The sequence below is a fragment of the Litchfieldia alkalitelluris genome (assembly GCF_002019645.1).
Taxonomy (GTDB): domain Bacteria; phylum Bacillota; class Bacilli; order Bacillales; family Bacillaceae_L; genus Litchfieldia; species Litchfieldia alkalitelluris.
The window spans coordinates 1421809-1439549 of the sequence record NZ_KV917374.1 but is presented as its reverse complement, the minus strand read 5'-3'; the positions used below and the strand labels follow the sequence as shown (position 1 = coordinate 1439549).

The 17741-nt window shown below is 36.4% G+C and carries 16 protein-coding genes and 1 riboswitch; of the genes, 7 read left to right on the top strand and 9 right to left on the bottom strand.

The genetic code is table 11. The annotated features are described in order from the left end of the window. Positions 1-13: 13 nt before the first annotated feature. Positions 14-1690, bottom strand: a complete 1677-nt coding sequence (ilvD, locus tag BK579_RS06670) for a dihydroxy-acid dehydratase (protein ID WP_078544445.1) — start codon at positions 1688-1690, stop codon at positions 14-16. Between the two features lie 233 nt (positions 1691-1923). Here ilvD and BK579_RS06665 point away from each other — a divergent pair, with 233 nt between their 5' ends. Continuing rightward, positions 1924-2388, top strand: a complete 465-nt coding sequence (locus BK579_RS06665) for a DUF2306 domain-containing protein (protein ID WP_078544443.1) — start codon at positions 1924-1926, stop codon at positions 2386-2388. 695 nt (positions 2389-3083) lie between these two features. Here BK579_RS06665 and BK579_RS06660 read toward each other — a convergent pair. The 4 genes from BK579_RS06660 to BK579_RS06645 form a co-directional block, all read right to left on the bottom strand. Next, positions 3084-4283, bottom strand: a complete 1200-nt coding sequence (locus tag BK579_RS06660) for an MDR family MFS transporter (RefSeq protein ID WP_078544442.1) — start codon at positions 4281-4283, stop codon at positions 3084-3086. A gap of 325 nt (positions 4284-4608) precedes the next feature. Then, positions 4609-5214: a CBO0543 family protein gene (locus BK579_RS06655; protein ID WP_078544441.1), complete on the bottom strand. Its 606-nt coding sequence runs from the start codon at positions 5212-5214 to the stop codon at positions 4609-4611. A gap of 215 nt (positions 5215-5429) precedes the next feature. Next, on the bottom strand, positions 5430-5588 hold the full coding sequence (locus BK579_RS06650) for a glycogen biosynthesis protein GlgD (protein WP_078544440.1): 159 nt from the start codon (positions 5586-5588) through the stop codon (positions 5430-5432). A 13-nt stretch (positions 5589-5601) separates the two neighbouring features. Then, positions 5602-5883: a YtzC family protein gene (locus BK579_RS06645; RefSeq protein ID WP_078544438.1), complete on the bottom strand. Its 282-nt coding sequence runs from the start codon at positions 5881-5883 to the stop codon at positions 5602-5604. A gap of 193 nt (positions 5884-6076) precedes the next feature. On the opposite strand from BK579_RS06645, the gene BK579_RS06640 reads away from it, so the two are divergent. Both BK579_RS06640 and BK579_RS06635 read left to right on the top strand, forming a co-directional pair. Next, positions 6077-7039, top strand: coding sequence for a tRNA modification radical SAM protein MnmL/YtqA (locus BK579_RS06640; protein WP_078550433.1), 963 nt, complete (start codon positions 6077-6079; stop codon positions 7037-7039). After that, on the top strand, positions 7036-7608 hold the full coding sequence (locus tag BK579_RS06635) for a tRNA 5-(aminomethyl)-2-thiouridylate-methyltransferase MnmM (RefSeq protein ID WP_078544436.1): 573 nt from the start codon (positions 7036-7038) through the stop codon (positions 7606-7608). The genes BK579_RS06640 and BK579_RS06635 overlap by 4 nt, the downstream gene beginning before the upstream one ends. A gap of 34 nt (positions 7609-7642) precedes the next feature. On the opposite strand, the gene BK579_RS06630 is transcribed toward BK579_RS06635, so the two are convergent. Beyond that, on the bottom strand, positions 7643-8722 hold the full coding sequence (locus tag BK579_RS06630; protein ID WP_078544434.1) for a tetraprenyl-beta-curcumene synthase family protein: 1080 nt from the start codon (positions 8720-8722) through the stop codon (positions 7643-7645). Positions 8723-8906: 184 nt separating this feature from the next. Further along, positions 8907-9686 carry an alpha/beta hydrolase gene (locus BK579_RS06625; RefSeq protein WP_078544432.1) on the bottom strand — a complete coding sequence of 260 codons (780 nt, stop codon included), beginning with the start codon at positions 9684-9686 and terminating at the stop codon, positions 8907-8909. A gap of 134 nt (positions 9687-9820) precedes the next feature. Between BK579_RS06625 and BK579_RS06620 the strand changes: the two genes are divergently transcribed. The 4 genes from BK579_RS06620 (at position 9821) to BK579_RS06605 (ending at position 13328) form a co-directional block, all read left to right on the top strand. Continuing rightward, a complete protein-coding gene (locus BK579_RS06620) occupies positions 9821-10333 on the top strand; it encodes a gamma carbonic anhydrase (RefSeq protein ID WP_078544430.1) in 513 nt (170 codons plus the stop codon). Positions 10334-10613: 280 nt separating this feature from the next. Continuing rightward, entirely contained in the window at positions 10614-11171 is a 558-nt protein-coding gene (locus tag BK579_RS06615) for a phosphatase PAP2 family protein (protein ID WP_078544428.1), read from the top strand. 24 nt (positions 11172-11195) lie between these two features. Further along, positions 11196-12341, top strand: a complete 1146-nt coding sequence (locus BK579_RS06610) for a glycosyltransferase family 4 protein (protein WP_078544426.1) — start codon at positions 11196-11198, stop codon at positions 12339-12341. Positions 12342-12398: 57 nt separating this feature from the next. After that, positions 12399-13328, top strand: coding sequence for a C39 family peptidase (locus tag BK579_RS06605; RefSeq protein ID WP_235848360.1), 930 nt, complete (start codon positions 12399-12401; stop codon positions 13326-13328). 329 nt (positions 13329-13657) lie between these two features. Here BK579_RS06605 and asnB read toward each other — a convergent pair whose 3' ends face one another. Together asnB and metK are read right to left on the bottom strand one after the other, a co-directional pair. Then, positions 13658-15556 carry an asparagine synthase (glutamine-hydrolyzing) gene (asnB, locus tag BK579_RS06600; protein WP_078544422.1) on the bottom strand — a complete coding sequence of 633 codons (1899 nt, stop codon included), beginning with the start codon at positions 15554-15556 and terminating at the stop codon, positions 13658-13660. 444 nt (positions 15557-16000) lie between these two features. Then, positions 16001-17200: a methionine adenosyltransferase gene (gene metK / locus BK579_RS06595; protein ID WP_078544420.1), complete on the bottom strand. Its 1200-nt coding sequence runs from the start codon at positions 17198-17200 to the stop codon at positions 16001-16003. A gap of 302 nt (positions 17201-17502) precedes the next feature. Next, positions 17503-17662, bottom strand: a riboswitch (SAM riboswitch). Between the last annotated feature and the right edge of the window lie 79 nt (positions 17663-17741).

The window sequence follows — 17741 nt, the reverse complement described above, 5'->3', positions numbered from 1 at the left end:
CTTTGAATTAGTATTAAATTTTCATTACTCCACCAGTATTTGCAGATGTAACTAACTTAGAATAACGTGCTAGATAACCAGTTTTAACCTTTGGTTCGAAGCCCTTCCAGTTAGCTTCACGCTTTTCCCATTCAGCCTCGTCTACCACGACAACCATTGTTCTCTTATCAATATCAATAACAACATGGTCACCATTTTCTACAAATGCTAATGGGCCTCCTTCAGCTGCTTCTGGTGATGCATGTCCGATTGATAGTCCACGAGATGCGCCAGAAAAACGACCGTCTGTAACTAGTGCTACTTTTGGTCCTAATCCCATTCCAACAATCATCGAAGTTGGCGAAAGCATTTCAGGCATTCCCGGTCCACCCTTTGGTCCTTCATAACGGATGATCACGACATCTCCCGCTTTCACTTGACCAGAAGAAATCCCTTTTACTGCTTCTTCTTGTGATTCAAAAACAACAGCAGGTCCTTCATGGCTTGTGATTCCATTTTGCACTCCGCCCGTTTTAATGATTGCACCGTCTGGAGCTAAGTTACCAAACAATACGGCTAACCCACCTTTTACTGTATGTGGATCATCAATTGGGCGAATAACATTGTAGTCTTTCACTTCACAACCAGCAACGTTCTCACCAATAGATTTTCCAGTTACTGTAATATTATCAAGGTGAAGTGCACCTTCTTTTTTCGATAATTCATATAATGCAGCTGATACCCCACCTGCTTCATGAAGATCCTCAATATGATAATCAGAAGCTGGAGCAAGCTTTGATAAATGTGGCACACGCTCTGCCACTTCATTAATTCGCTCAATTGGGTAATCAATTTGCGCTTCATGTGCTAATGCTAGTGTATGGAGAACTGTATTTGTTGAACCACCTAGTGCCATATCTAAAGCAAATGCATTATCAATTGCTTTTTCATTAACGATATCACGAGGCTTTAAGTCCATTTTGATAAGCTCCATCAGTTGAGTAGCTGACTTCTTTACAAACTCTCTACGTTCAGGTGCCACCGCTAAAATTGTCCCGTTACCTGGTAAAGCAAGTCCCAATGCTTCTGCTAAACAGTTCATTGAGTTTGCAGTGAACATTCCTGAACATGATCCACATGTTGGGCAACCGAATGCTTCTAATTCTTGTAGACCTTTTTCGTCGATCTTACCAGCCTGGAATGCACCCACACCTTCAAATACAGATGATAATGAGATCTTACGACCATCACTCGTTGTTCCAGCCTTCATTGGCCCACCACTTACAAAAATTGTAGGGATATTTACACGAAGTGCTGCCATCATCATTCCTGGTGTGATTTTATCACAGTTTGGAATGCATACCATTCCATCAAACCAGTGTGCCGATACAACTGTTTCAATCGAGTCTGCAATGATTTCACGACTTGGCAACGAATAGCGCATACCAATATGCCCCATTGCAATCCCATCGTCGACACCAATCGTGTTGAATTCGAATGGAACTCCACCTGCTTCACGAATTGCTTCTTTAACAATTTTACCAAACTCTTGCAAATGAACATGACCTGGAACAATATCAATATATGAATTACATACTGCAATAAACGGTTTATCAAAGTCCTCTTCTTTTACACCTGCAGCTCGAAGTAAGCTTCGATGTGGTGCACGGTCAAATCCTTTTTTAATCATATTACTACGTAGTTCTGCCATTCCAATTCCCCTATCTATATAGTAATTTAATCCTTTTCTCTCTTTTTCTAGAACTCATTTTATCTACTTTTCAAATAATAATGAATTTTATTATTATTTGATAATAACATAACCAAAATGATTTTTCATGCTATAAATTTTTAAAATTATTAGAAAGTTATTATTGTGCTTTAGATGGAATTATATCTAGAATAAATATGTATCTATTCCAATTTTTAGGGGGATGTTAAATTATGTTTTATTTATTACTAATCCTTCATATAATTTCTGGTGCTATATGCCTTTTGACTGGATTAGTTGCTGCCTTTAAGAAAAAGAGAAAAGGTGTGCATACGTTTACTGGAGAAATTTACCACTGGTCTTATTTGATTGTGTTTTCTACAGCCGTAGCTATGTCAATTATAAAATGGGATGAGAGTGCTTATTTGTTTTATATTGCTATTTTTTCCTATGGACTTGCGCTTACTGGATACTTAGCTAAGAAGATGAGAAAAAGAAACTGGTTGGGCCTCCATATTGGTGGAATGCTTGGATCTTATATTGGTATCGTTACTGCTACATTAGTCGTTAATGCCAATAATATCCCCTTTATTAGTGAACTTCCTACTTTATTGATATGGGTATTACCAACGATCATTGGTATTCCTCTCATTTTTAGGATTGGCAAAAGATATAGTCCTAGAAAAATTCCTCTTTAAGTATTAGAGAATAGCAATACCATCTTAGGGTCAGAATAACTTACTAAATTTTCATTGACACAACAGACATAGCCCCCTAGGAGTTATCCTTAGGGGGTTTATTTTAGAGGTGCAAACAGTTAAAACATATATGAAAACGCACCTTGAATTAACTATACAAATTCAAGGTGCCTTTTTAATTGATTAATCAACCTTTTGTAATTTTAATAGCTTATTATTTTTAAAATTCACTAGGAAATCCCAGGGGATGAAATAATTATTGGATAGCCTGTAAATATTTGTGATTTAGTACCTTAATTGAGTAACCTATATAGAATTGAATTAGATTGTGAATATATAAGGGGAAATTTTCCCGTTAAGATGGAGAATAGACTCGGTTTGGGGTATATAAGGGGAAAATTTCCCCTTAAGCAAAGCAAAGTGAACCATTTTCGTGGATTTTAAGCAAATAGAGGAAATTTCCCCCTCTATTTAAGCTGTTTATGGCGATTTTTCCTAAATAAAGGGAATTCCTTCCCTTATCTTTCAAAGTGTTTAAACCTCTTACTATAGAACTTACCGGGTATTTACATTAGAGATATATGCCTTTTCCACTGTGACGTTTATATGATTTGTTAGTTGATTCGGCCTGCGATTTACCGTATTGCACCTCGCAAATACCCCCCCAAAGGAACAATCCTTAGGGGGGTATTATTTTATGATCCAGCGCTTATAGCCGGAACACTCTTATTTTCTACATGCTTAAGCTTACGATCATATATCAAGGTTGTAAATACTGAAATCACTAAGAGTCCTATTAACACAATAAATAGCATGTTCATTCCATATATATCTACTAAAAGACCACCAACAACAGGTCCTAGCATTCTTCCACCTGTTGCCATACTATTTACGATTCCCTGGTAAAAACCTTCTCTTCCTTTTGGAGCTAACTCATTAGCAATGGTAGGAACCGCTGGCCACACAAACATTTCTCCCACTGTTAAAATCACCATCGCCACTATGAAGCCAGTGAATTGAGTGGTATTTAACACAACAACAAACGAAGCAATGAAAATGATAATTCCAATCACGATTTGAGCTTTTAACGTTTTTGCAAAGAAACGAATGATTGTTGAAACAAATGGCTGTCCTAACACAATTAATGCTCCGTTAATTGTCCATAGCATACTATATTGCTTCATACTTATATCAAGCCCTTGCGTATAAGAGGCAATGGTTGATGCCCACTGCGAATAAGCTAGCCAACATAAAATATACCCAATCGAGACAATGAGCAATGCTGTTAATTTGGTGTAATTTTTAACAACTTTTGCCTGACTTACTACATTTTGTTGTTTATTGTTTTCAACTTTAATTGAGCGGTAACCAAATACTGCTAGTAATAAGAAGATCATATACATAATTGCATTGGCTGTGAAAACATATTGAAACGAATATGAGGCTACAAGACCACCTAGTGCGGCTCCTACTGCGACACCAACATTGGAACCAACATACATCGCGTTAAATGCTCTTCTTCCACCATCTGGCCAAACAGACCCAGCCATCGCATACATCGCTGGAAATACTATACCTGAACCAAATCCTACGATAATTAATAAACCAACATAGTAGGGCCATTCATTAAAGAAAACAAGACCAACAATCGCAAACATCGAGATAAAGATCCCAATTAGGATCGACCGGTAGCCACCAACTTTATCAAAAAGATAGCCTCCAATTAGATTTCCAATTACACTTGCTCCTGAATTTAACATAAGTACAATTCCGGCAACAGTCAATGATTTACCTAACTGGTCGTGTATATATATCGTGTTAAGAGGCCATAAAAAAGAAGCCCCCGTTACGTTAATTACCATTCCAATAACTAAGACCCAAAGTGTCCGAGGCATCATACCTCCCCCATTTTCCTATAAAATATAAAGAAACTTGGCATAAGCCAAGCTTAATCTAAGAACATAAACTAATACGAAATGAGTACGTATTTATAATATATTGGTTAGATAATCTTTCATTCTCTAAATTATTCTATTCCTTTCTTTCTCTTTAATCAATACAATTAGGAATCTGCGAAATTTTTAGAAACTTTAATTTATAGGACTAGTTAACATCGGCTTACCAATAATTACTTAAACCTCTTCTTATAAACCATGGTTGAATTTATTGATTGATAAAACTAAAAGAAAAAGCTAATCCTAAGATTAACTTCTTTTTAATTTACTTTTTAGTTAGGGTTCCAACGTAATAGCCTGCAAGGAAAATTGTTGTAATTAATATCAAATGGATTAAGCCCCAACCTAGTTTTCCATAATGTAGGTGCTTAATATGGAGCGGTTTTCGGTCCTTGTCTGGGATAAGTTGGCCACCAATCCACTCAAATAATAGAAAATAAATCCACCACCATGTGTAAGAGTCCCAGGTATCCCATTCAAAGCCGTATTTTATGATACTTGTATAATGCAATGCATAATATTCAGATAGTAACCCCAAATTGATAAATGCCCAATAAAAAGGGATTTTCCATGGCCACCTTTTGGGACTATACCTTACCAAAATCAGAACATAAATAGGAAAGGAAAGGGAAATAGCTGTATATGGCATATTTTCAAATTTAGGTAGTATCACATACGGATAAGAATAAAAGCCCAGTTGGACAAAAATAAAACATAATAAATTCCCAATAACTGTTGCTAGGATAAATAATAAACCATAGCTTTTCCAATTAATCCTTAAAAATAAATATAATAAAATACTCCCTATCAAAAATACAGATAAATATATGTATGTTTCAATATTATTCCCAACATTGATATTGGCACTCATTCAATTTACATCCCCTGCATACTTTTCCGTTATTTTCCCTTAAACTACTTGTTCTATACTAAAATGGGTGTGAAGCTTACCTTCACACCCATTTTTTTCATTTATATTGGAAAGTATGAAATTTCAACCCGGTTTTAATGTCTAGTTCCAATCGCCAGCGGCTTGAGGTTGGTTATAAGTCTGTCTCCGATAGACGGGCTCCCGCAACGCTTTTCTTAATATTCTGGTCGTTGTTTCGATTTGATTGGTTGCCCTTTTTTAGAATTCATTCTTTTCACTTTTTCAATGGCGCTAAGTTGTTCCTCACCAAATTCACTATTATGACCGTTTTGCGTCTTTTGCTCTGGATTGTTTTGATCAGAACGCTTCTTCATAAATCATGACTCCTTATTTATATTCTTGAATGATGTTTTCATCTAATGTTAAATCATTTTGAAGTTGTTGTAGCTGTAGTCGCATACGGTGTAACTGCTCTCTTTGTTGACCATTACAGCTGAGGGCCAGATGAGCTAAGTCATTGACACGTTCTTCTAGTTGTTCTAATGCATCTGTATACTCAGTTGCATTATAATGCTCTTGTTGGCGCCCTATTGTTATTTGTTCTTGTGCATATCGAATTGTGTCTTCACATTGTGCTAAAAAATCCTCGACAGATTTACGAGTGGCCATTCGTATACCCCTCCTTTGGTTCTTTATGAAGTCCATGCTTCATCAAATATTAGTTTGCACAATAAAGTATCTAAGGACACTAATGAATGTCTTCCAATTTTGTACACATTATTTACATTTGAGAAGTCTGTTTTAATCATGATAAAATCTTTTAATGAGATTTAAATTAATGGAACAAAAAGGAGATACTGACTTGGATCAGAATAACCGTTTTTTATATGCATCAGATAACAAACGTTACCATACTTGGAATTACCATTTGAGACAACATTTTGGACACAAAGTCTTTAAAGTGGCTTTAGACGGAGGGTTTGATTGCCCAAATAGAGATGGTACGGTTGCACATGGAGGCTGTACCTTTTGTAGTGCTGCAGGTTCAGGTGATTTTGCAGGTGACCGTGCCGATGATCTTTTAACACAGTTTCATACGATTAAAGATAAAATGCATGAGAAATGGAAAGACGGCAAATATATGGCTTATTTCCAAGCCTATACGAACACCCATGCACCCGTTTCAGAGCTCAGAGAAAAATTCGAATCTGTTCTGAATCAAGAAGGTGTAGTAGGTATATCTATTGCTACTCGACCAGATTGTCTACCTGATGATGTTGTCGAGTATTTAGCTGAATTAAATGAACGGACGTATTTATGGGTTGAACTTGGTCTTCAAACTGTTCATGAACGTACTGCTCTTCTAATTAATCGTGCTCATGATTATCAATGTTATATTGATGGAGTAAATAAATTAAGAAAGCATAATATTCGAATCTGCTCCCATCTTATTAATGGTCTTCCTTTAGAAAACTATGACATGATGATGGAAACCGCACGAGAGGTAGCTAAGCTTGATGTTCAAGGAATCAAAATTCATTTATTACATTTATTAAAAGGGACACCTATGGTGAAACAATATGAAAAAGGAATGCTCGAGTTTTTGTCATTAGATAATTATGTATCTCTAGTATGTGATCAGTTGGAGATTTTACCACCAGAAATGATTGTTCACCGAATAACTGGTGATGGTCCGATTGATTTGATGATTGGGCCTATGTGGAGTGTGAATAAATGGGAAGTATTAAATCGAATCGATGCAGAATTAAAAAGACGAGACAGCTATCAAGGGAAATTTTATAAAAAGGAAGCTGAGAAGGTATGAAGTTAGAACGAATTCTTCCTTATGCTCGAAAACTTCTTGGCTTGGCTGTTACAAGCGGAGACATCGTGATTGATGCCACGGTAGGTAATGGGCATGATACAGCCTTTCTAGCAAGCCTCGTTGGTGAAAATGGGCATGTTTATGGTTTTGATATACAAAACGTGGCAATAATCAATACAGAAGTAAAGCTTATGCAAGAAAACTTATTGTCTCAAGTGACTCTTCTCCAAAAGAGTCATGATCAAATAAAGGATTACATCCCTATTGAGTTGCAGGGAAAGGTTGCTGCAGCAATCTTTAATCTTGGCTATCTTCCTGGTGGTGATAAAGGTATTGTCACTAAGCCAGATTCAACAATAGACGCTATTGAACAATTACTTGAGATCATGAAACCAGAAGGGATCATTGTTTTAGTCATTTATCATGGTCATGAAGAGGGCGCCTATGAAAGGGACGAACTTTTAAAATATGTCGCCAATATTGATCAGAAAGTGGCACATGTTCTAAATTACCGTTTTATTAATCAAGTGAATAACCCTCCATTTATTATTGCTATCGAAAAAAGATAATAAAGGCTTGTAGGAAAATTCCCTGCAAGCCTTTTTATCTCGCAAACACACCTGAAACCTTTTGAAAGGTACGGTATGCACGTCCATTCATATAGAAAAAATAAGAGGTGCTTCCACCACACTTGATCATTTCCTTGGCTATTTGTGAGACTTTTTTTTGTTTCCGCACCTTTTCATCTGAAAGGTATATACCAAGAAGCCCCCTGTTAATAAGCTTATGGAATTTCTCATTAGGAAGTCCTGAAATATGCTTGTCTGCCTGTAAAACAAAATGTTTTAGACGGGCAATAAGTTTTTCTTCATGAGGATAATAAAAGCAGAAGTTTAGATCTCCTCCTTTTCGATCTTCTTCTTGATCAATTAAATAATCCAATAAGATGTGAAGCCCCTGAATATAAGGAAAATAACCATTTCTAATTTTATCAGCAGCTTCTTGCTCAAACTCGTCTTGAAAGGCGTGTGCTACTAGACAAAAGATCCCTAAGGTTGATCCAGAACAAGCTGAGAATTCATACCACTCCATCTCTGGTAATAAAGGTTTATGATGTTCAAACCATTGTTCAAGTCTTGGAACCCGCTCCTTTACTTCCACATGCTTATGTACTTGTAAATCACAATAATAGCCTGCCAACTCTTTTAAGTGAGTAACAATTTTCTCATAATGAAATGTTTGGGCAAGTGCTTCCTGACATGTCTGGACTAAATCCTCTAAATACCCACCATCATCTTGTTCATTTCTGTAACGGTAATAATTTGTTGTAGTTTGGCCAATGGTTAATGCATGTGGCATTGATTCATGTAAGGCGCGAAAATCCACTGGATCTAGTGATGTACTTCGATCACAAAGGTTATCTAAATAATCGCTGATGGTTTGATATGCAACAATAAACTTGATACATTGTTCCATGTGATTGTGAGCTAGTATCGCCATGATAGAACCGCCCTCACAATGAAAGGTCTTTGAATCAATACTGGCAAGAGCCTGTTTTCGTAGCTCTGGATTTGGTATGTTCTCCGCCTTCTTACGCCAATGGCCTAAATATTTATGAACTGTTGGAATCACATCATTATACACCTTTCCCATCAACGGAAATGGATGTGTTGGTACTTTCACTTAATCACCTCTAACTTCTAACTTATTATTCACGGCTGTTTTCATAATCATTGTTGGGTATGATAGCTCTATTAAAAGTCACTATGAACGATGTAGAGTGGCGTCTATTCTTGCGAAATTAATACCAAAATACAGAATAAAATAGTGTTTTTTTATTTAAACTAGGTTCATTAACAACAAACTTTCACAAAAGAGCCTTCACGAAAGAAAGTGCATATGTAAACACTTCCTCTTTTTCAGGTTCATTGAACACCTCATGGTATAAATGGGGGTATTCTTTATAAGTCTTCTCATTCGAGGTTACATGATTAAACCACTGTTTCACAGCAGTTTTGTCTACTATTTTATCATCCCCACCTTGGAGAACCAATAACGGGAGATTCGGAAACTTATTCACTTCTTTGCTGGCTTGAATCATTGCTCCTGCCAGTTCACGGTACCACCTTATCGATACGTATTTATTATATAATGGGTCCCTAAGTCCTTCATCTCGAACCATTTCACTTCTAGTTGCATTGTCGACAGAAACTCCACTATTAATTCTTAGTCTTGGAATAAAGATGTTTATACCTTTTGTCAATATATCTAAAAAAATCGAAGGTGGATTCACTAATCCGAGGCACGGTGAGGATAAAAGTACTCCAGTGATCGGCAATTCTTTTTCCTGTAATGTTCGAATGACAGCTAAACCACCCATACTATGTCCTAATATAAAAATTGGAACTTGATAAGATTCAGCCTTCTTAATCCATTCCTCAATGACAGTAATATATTCATCAAAGGAGTCAATGTGCCCGCGCTCTTTTTTTGTGGTTTCACCTTGTCCCGGAAGGTCACCAATGACGACATTAAAGCCTTCTGCATACCATTGTTCAATCAACCATTTATATCTTCCATGATGCTCATTTGCTCCATGGACTATAACTAAAACTCCTCTAGGATTATTCGCTTCCCAAACCCACATCTTAAAACCTCCAATTTTGGAATGAGGTAACTATTATAGAAATGACATGAAGCATTAATCTATGTACAATAAAAACATACTATATTAAACTTAGATGATTTTATCTAAATATACAACTGAAAGGGGTGGAGTTCATGAGATATCCATATAAAGATAAGACTCCAAACATTGCAGAATCAGTCTTTGTCGCTGACTTTGTAACGATTACAGGAGATGTGACAATTGGTGATAAAAGCTCAATCTGGTTTAATTCTGTAATTAGAGGTGATGTTGCACCGACGATTATAGGTAAAAGAGTCAATATTCAAGATAACTCATGCTTACATCAAAGTCCTAATAACCCTCTCATTATCGAGGATGATGTAACGGTTGGTCATCAGGTGATACTACATAGTTCCATTATTAGAAAGAATGCACTAATTGGTATGGGATCAATCATTCTTGATGGTGCTGAGATTGGTGAAGGTGCCTTTATTGGTGCAGGAAGTTTAGTTCCGCCAGGTAAAAAAATACCACCAAATACACTTGCCCTAGGAAGACCCGCAAAAGTTGTTCGTGAGTTAACGGAAGAGGATAAAAAAGACATGGAACGTATTCGTACCGAGTATGTAGAAAAAGGACAGTATTATAAATCGCTACAGTCATAAGAAGAGGACTCCTCTTCTTTTTTTTTGGCTATTTTTCTCAAACTTTGTTGTTTAAACCGTCATATTATTCACTTCACTTTAAACAAGTTGAGTGGCATCTTTTCTTCCAAGATGTTTAACCCTTTATTGTATAATAACAGCTATTTATTCTTTATTGTTCGAATAGCAACAACCTTTCATAAAAGAGCCTTTTTTACGTTTATTTTACACTAGCTTATTATCCTGTTTAAAAACCACTAGTACAATTACTGATAAACATACACTAATAGGGGGTTATGCTATGCTTTCAAAAATCCTTATTCATTGTTACACCCTAGAGTGTCAACTATTTCACCAGGTTAATCGACATTATGATATTAGGATGTTGAATCGGTTGTTCACCACTCTGACCCATCTTGGCGGAGCTACATTTACAATTGCGATCACGTTAATTATCGCTCTTTTTGCACCTGAACCAATCCGTATAGTTGGGATAGTCTGCGCCATTTCGTTAGCACTAAGTCATATCCCTGTTGCTATCATTAAGAAAAAATATCCAAGACTCCGTCCATATTTAGTTCTTGAACAATCAAAACACCAGAAGAACCCATTAAAAGATCACTCTTTTCCATCAGGTCATACAACAGCTGTTTTTTCAGTAGTCATACCAATTATTATGATGAGACCTTCCTTAGCCATTATTTTACTTCCTCTAGCTTGTCTCGTAGCAATTTCAAGAGTGTATTTAGGATTGCATTATCCATCAGATATTCTTGTTGGTGGGTTACTTGGTTCAACGGTAGCATTTTGTGTCTATTTTTCATCTATGGCGATTTTCCCTTCCGTATTCTTAAATTAAATGAACAGATTTAGGAGGAATGTTATGAAGAAAATAGCGGTTTTTACTGACACTTACTTTCCTGATGTTAACGGTGTTGCTCGCACTTTAAAACGATTAACAAACTATTTTGAGTGTAATAACATTCAATTTAGAGTGTTTGCACCTGAAAGCACAAGGGACTCATTTTTTGAACAAGAAATATACCGCTTTACAAGTCTCCCATTTTTCTTATATCCCGAATGTCGTATGGGCTTACCAAATCTCTCAAAAATTAAACAAGAACTACTTGCCTTTCAGCCAGAACTAATTCATATAGCCACCCCATTTAATATCGGACTTACAGGTTTACATTTCGCAAAAAAACTAGATATCCCTGTCGTTGGTTCTTATCATACTGATTTTGACCGATACCTTGAATATTATGACCTTCAATTTCTATCTCGTCTTCTTTGGAAATATATGCACTGGTTTCACGCTAGTTTCCAAAAGCTTTTCGTCCCTTCAAACGAAACCTACCATCAATTAAAAAGACACGGATTTACAAATCTTAGTATTTGGCCAAGAGGTGTTGATTGCAATCAATTTCACCCCTACCATAATAAAGCTGAAAGCTCATTAAAATATCAGATTGATGTACCATATGTTCTTACATATGTAGGTCGGCTTGCTCCAGAAAAAAATATTGATACATTAATTAAAATTGCTACCTCACTTCCCCCCTCTATTAATGACAAGGTTCACTGGCTAATTGTAGGGGAAGGTCCATCAATGGAGGAAATGCGTAACCAAGCTCCAAGCAATATGACATTCACCGGATATTTGAGCGGCAAGGAGTTATCAAGTGTATATGCTTATTCAGACTTGTTTATATTTCCTTCAACAACAGAGACTTTCGGGAATGTAGTACTTGAATCGCTTGCTTCAGGTACACCTGTTATTGGTGCAAATGCAGGAGGTGTCAAAGACATCATTCAGCATGATTGCACTGGTGTATTATGTAATCCTAATCAAATTAATGAATATATTGAGGCAATTAGTAAATTAATTTGCAATACTGAATTAAGAAAAAAGATGGAAAGTGCAGGCCGGAGATATGCCCTAACACAGTCATGGGGTCAGATTTTTTCTCGACTAGTGAACGAATACGATTATGTCCTATCCTCCATAGAAAATAGGAAATATGCATAAGCTACGCTACCTATAAAAGGAAGTGCATTTTTTGATTGATGAGCTAGAAAACATGGTATGATAAGAGAAGCACCTTTAAAAGGAGTCTTATTATATATGTCTTTAGCTCTTTTTGTCTTCTCAGGTCTTATGACCATCATATTAGTTACTTATATTGTAAAACCAAATAATCTACGATTTAAACGTCATGCACAAATATATGCATTATTATTTTTCGGGGTATTTAGTATTTTGCTTGTTGATAAAACAGATTGGGCGCTTGTTGCAGCGAAAATCAATTCTATTCAAAAACAAGCTGAACCTGCTATAGAAACGCCAACAAAAAAAATCGAACCTATTGAGGCTGTTGTAGCTTCTGCTGAAGTAAGTGCTACACCTTTAAAGGATTCTGTTTTATTAGATGCTCCTATCATTGCCCAATACCCTGAACTTCCTCGGGGATGTGAAATCACAAGCTTGGCCATGCTTTTGCAATATGCAGGGGTTGAGGTTGATAAAATGACACTAGCCAAGGAAATTAAAAAAGATCCAACACCTTATAAAAAGGTGAATGGCAAAATTACGTTCGGCCATCCTAATATTGGATTTGTCGGTGATATGTACACAAAGAAAAATAAAGGGTACGGTGTTTATCATCGCCCTGTTGCCGATTTAGCATCGCAGTTTCTACCAGCACGAATCATTGATATAACAGGCAGTGATTTTGATGCAGTTAAAATGTATTTATCCAATGACACCCCTGTTTGGGTTATCACAAATGTGAAATACAAAAAACTCCCTAAACACTACTTCGAAACATGGCACACAAGCGAGGGCGTCATTGATATTACTTATCAAGAACATTCAGTATTAGTAACGGGTTATGATGAAAAATACATCTATTTCAATGACCCACTCACCGGCAAAAAAAATAAAAAAGCACCTAAGGAAGACTTTATAAAGTCTTGGGAACAAATGGGTAAACAAGCTATTACGTACTTGTATTAGAGGTAAAGACCCCAATGGTAATTCGGTTAGCACTATGGAGTATGAATATGGTGTACCCAGACATTCAATGCTAATTAAATTTTCACCAAGAGGATTAAAAAAATATCTTTCATAGTGTGGAATGAGCGGAGAGCCACTTGACTCTTGCGGGATCCAGTGGTCTCGTGAGACCCCACAGGAGCCCCCGGCGACGAGGAGGCTCACGGACCACCCGGCGGTATCCCGCGAGTGGATCGCAGCTCATGGAACTTCCACTACCTAGGTTATTTTCAGGGAGACACCAAAAAGAACACTTACAAAAAATTGTAAGTGTTCTTTTTTACGATTATTTATACCCCAGCCGGCGCCTTTGTTTCTTTATATATACTCGAAAAATCATAAACATTTTCAACATATACTTGATGCCATACCATAAACACTAGAACTGTCCAGATTTTACGGCTGTTATCAAATTTCCCTTTGCAGTGGTCATCTAAAAGGTCAAGAATCACTTTCTTATTAAACAAATGATTCGTATCACTTTGATTAATTAAGTTTACTGCCCATTCATGCATCTCATTTTTTAACCAATGTCTAATTGGCACTGGAAAACCTAGCTTTTTTCGAGTTAACACATGATCAGGTACAATTCCTTCTACTGCTTTACGAAGAATATATTTTGTAGTATTATTAGCTGTTTTTAGCTCAGGTGATATTTTTGATGCAACATCAAATACTACTTTATCTAAAAATGGAACACGTAGCTCTAATGAATGAGCCATCGTCATTTTATCAGCTTTCAACAAGATATCTCCACGAAGCCATGTGTGAATGTCGATATATTGCATTCTGTTTACTGGCTCATAGCCTTTTGTTTCTTGGTAAAAAGGTGCAGTAATATTTGTGTAATCTAATCCTTCTTTATACCCTTTTAACAATTGCTGTTTCTCGTCCTCACCAAACATTTTCGCATTTCCAATATAGCGCTCTTCCATTGGAGTTACACCACGTTCAATAAAGCTTTTCCCTTTTATACCTTCTGGTAGGATATTAGCGATTTTTCTAAGCATTACTTTACCAGGCTCTGGTATTTTATTAAACATTTCAAGATCTTGAGGCTCTCGGTAAATATTATAACCACCAAATAGTTCGTCAGCCCCTTCACCAGATAGAACAACTGTTACATGCTTTCTAGCTTCTCTTGCTACAAAATAAAGTGGTACAGCAGCTGGATCTGCTAATGGATCATCCATATGCCAAATAATTTTCGGTAATTCCTTCATATATTCTTCAGGTGATATCACATAGCTAATATTTTCCACACCAAGCTTACTTGCTGTTTCTTTTGCTACATCTATCTCACTGAAACCATCACGTTCAAATCCAACCGAGAATGTCTTAATACTAGGATTAAATTCTTTTGCGATTGAAACGATAATTGAGGAATCAATACCACCTGATAGGAATGATCCTACTGGCACATCACTTCTCATATGAATTTTCACAGAATCATACAGTGCTTCTTTAATCTCTTTTACAAGCTTTTCTTCTGTTGCAGGTTGAGGCTTAAATGAAGCTTTCCAATAATTTTCGATCTTCATTTGTTCGCCAATCTTTTTCGTAAAGAAGTGTCCAGGCTCTAGTTTCTTAATGCCATATGACATCGTCTCAGGTTCTGGCACAAACTGATAGGTTAGGTAATATTGTAAAGAATCATAGTTAAGAACATCATTTTCTAATGCTAAAAGAATACTTTTCTTCTCTGAACCAAAGAAAGTTCTTCCATGGTCTTCATAATAGAAAAATGGTTTAATTCCAAATTGATCACGGGCACCATAAAGACTTTGCTCTTTTTTATCCCAAATCACAAAAGCAAACATGCCTCTTAGACGCTCTACTGCCTTTTCTTTAATATCACTATATAAGGCAATAATTACTTCTGTATCACAATGTGTAGCAAATTCAAATCCTTTGTCCACAAGTTCCTGTCTTAGCTCTACATAGTTATAAATTTCACCATTGAAAATAATCCAATATCGTTCATTTTCATATGTCAATGGCTGATGGCCTGCCTCTAAATCAATGATACTTAAACGTCTAAAACCAAACTGTATAAAGTCATCTGTATAATATCCAGCATCATCAGGTCCTCGATGAGTAATAATTGTATTCATTTCCTCAAATAAGGCCTTCTTTTGATCATCAATATGTGTTTCTTTATCGTGCATACATCCTATGAATCCACACATTATGTAGTTCACCTTCTTATAAATATTTTATATCAATATAATTGCTAATCGTGCTTATAAAATAAGAACCTATTACCAATTGTGTAAAGTAATATTTTACACCTATACGCTAAGTTTAACCATTAGTAAATTGTAACATAACCATCATAGTATAAGACGTATTTTTTTACAAAAGGTTACATTATTCCACTAAAAAGGACAAGCTATAATCTTTGTTACATTTTACCACAGTTAACTAATTTGAGTCCTTCCTCCCTTGGATGATTGCTCCGACCGGATGTTCTTCTTTTCTCGCCTGATTTTTTGCCCGCAATTTTCTAACTAGATGTTTTTCATATCTGACTGAACCAGCCATAAACCAAACAACCATCACAAGAATAAATAAATTTACCTACATATAAAAAAGAGCTACACAATTTTATTGTGTAACCCAAATGATCTCATTTAGCTTAACGCTTGTTTTTTTAGAGCTTCAGCTTTATCCGTTCTTTCCCATGGTAAATCTAAATCAGTTCTACCAAAGTGACCATAAGCAGCTGTTTGCTTATAGATTGGACGGCGTAGATCTAGCATTTTAATAATTCCAGCAGGACGCAGATCAAAGTTACTACGTACCACTTCTACTAATACCTCTTCTTCAACTTGTCCAGTTCCAAAAGTGTCGATTGCGATTGACACCGGTTGAGCAACCCCAATAGCATAAGCTAATTGAACTTCACACTTGTCAGCTAGACCAGCTGCAACGATGTTCTTTGCAACATAACGAGCTGCATATGCTGCTGAACGGTCAACTTTTGTTGCGTCTTTTCCAGAGAATGCTCCACCACCATGACGAGCATATCCACCATACGTATCAACGATTATTTTACGACCAGTTAGTCCAGCGTCACCTTGTGGTCCACCGATAACAAAACGGCCAGTTGGGTTGATAAAATATTTCGTTTCTTCATCAATTAATTCAGCAGGAACAACTGGATTAATGACATGTTCTTTAATGTTACGTTGAATACGTTCTAATGATACTTCTGGATGGTGCTGAGTAGAAATAACGATTGTGTCGATTCTTACAGGCTTATCATTTTCATCATACTCAACCGTTACCTGAGTTTTCCCATCTGGGCGAAGGTATGGAAGGATATCTTCTTTACGAACTTCTGTTAAACGACGAGCTAGCTTGTGTGCTAATGAAATTGGAAGTGGCATAAGTTCTTTTGTTTCATTAATAGCAAATCCAAACATTAAACCTTGGTCACCAGCCCCAATAGCGTCGATTTCTTCATCAGTCATTTGACCTTCACGAGCCTCTAAAGCCTGATCAACCCCCATTGCGATATCAGCTGATTGCTCATCAATAGAAGTCAGTACCGCACAAGTTTCTGCATCGAAGCCATATTTAGCACGAGTATAACCAATTCCACGAATGGTTTCACGAACGATTTTCGGGATATCAACATATGTAGACGTTGTGATTTCCCCTGCTACTAACACTAAGCCCGTTGTAACAGATGTTTCACACGCAACACGTGCATTTGGATCATTTGCAAGAATTGCATCAAGAATTGAATCTGAAATCTGGTCAGAAATTTTATCTGGATGTCCCTCTGTTACTGATTCTGAAGTAAATAAACGGCGTTTTTTTGACATAACAAACGCTTCCTCCTTATAAATTGCGAAAGCATTCTCTGCTTCCACATTGTTTTAGATACGGTACTCATTCCCTTAGTATTCATAACTTAATCCCATTTTATGAAGAAAACTTCGCTATTAAATTATAATCACAAATTGTGAAGCGGACTTTCTGAAAAAACATTATGTAAAAACACGATGTGACACATTTATAGCCTGTTGTAAGAAATTTCTTATGCTACCTGCCAATATACGTATAGAAATAAAAAAACCTTCCCTACAAATAGAGGAAAGGGTTTATTTTACGTAATCACCTTTCACTCTTATCGCTCAAGGCCATGCCTTGCATCAGGTTAGCACCTTATCACTATGTTTAAAAAAACTAATCGCCAAACAAACTTAACAATTAGAGTCATTCTTCAAATAGTAATGGTTGCCGGGTTTCATTGGGCCTGTCCCTCCACCAGCTCGGGATAAGAGAGTATCCGTTCAATGACATATCATATCGTACGTTTCCTTTCAATGTCAACAGAATTGGTCCAAAGTTTTTAAAGGACTT

Coding starts and splice junctions, on each gene's coding strand:
- BK579_RS06620 (WP_078544430.1), top strand. CDS start 9,821: ATGAGATATCCATATAAAGATAAGACTCCAAACATTGCAGAATCAGTC.
- BK579_RS06645 (WP_078544438.1), bottom strand. CDS start 5,883: ATGGCCACTCGTAAATCTGTCGAGGATTTTTTAGCACAATGTGAAGAC.
- BK579_RS06625 (WP_078544432.1), bottom strand. CDS start 9,686: ATGTGGGTTTGGGAAGCGAATAATCCTAGAGGAGTTTTAGTTATAGTC.
- BK579_RS06655 (WP_078544441.1), bottom strand. CDS start 5,214: ATGAGTGCCAATATCAATGTTGGGAATAATATTGAAACATACATATAT.
- metK (WP_078544420.1), bottom strand. CDS start 17,200: ATGTCAAAAAAACGCCGTTTATTTACTTCAGAATCAGTAACAGAGGGA.
- BK579_RS06605 (WP_235848360.1), top strand. CDS start 12,399: ATGATAAGAGAAGCACCTTTAAAAGGAGTCTTATTATATATGTCTTTA.
- BK579_RS06665 (WP_078544443.1), top strand. CDS start 1,924: ATGTTTTATTTATTACTAATCCTTCATATAATTTCTGGTGCTATATGC.
- BK579_RS06635 (WP_078544436.1), top strand. CDS start 7,036: ATGAAGTTAGAACGAATTCTTCCTTATGCTCGAAAACTTCTTGGCTTG.
- BK579_RS06650 (WP_078544440.1), bottom strand. CDS start 5,588: ATGAAGAAGCGTTCTGATCAAAACAATCCAGAGCAAAAGACGCAAAAC.
- BK579_RS06615 (WP_078544428.1), top strand. CDS start 10,614: ATGCTTTCAAAAATCCTTATTCATTGTTACACCCTAGAGTGTCAACTA.
- ilvD (WP_078544445.1), bottom strand. CDS start 1,690: ATGGCAGAACTACGTAGTAATATGATTAAAAAAGGATTTGACCGTGCA.
- BK579_RS06610 (WP_078544426.1), top strand. CDS start 11,196: ATGAAGAAAATAGCGGTTTTTACTGACACTTACTTTCCTGATGTTAAC.
- BK579_RS06660 (WP_078544442.1), bottom strand. CDS start 4,283: ATGCCTCGGACACTTTGGGTCTTAGTTATTGGAATGGTAATTAACGTA.
- asnB (WP_078544422.1), bottom strand. CDS start 15,556: ATGTGTGGATTCATAGGATGTATGCACGATAAAGAAACACATATTGAT.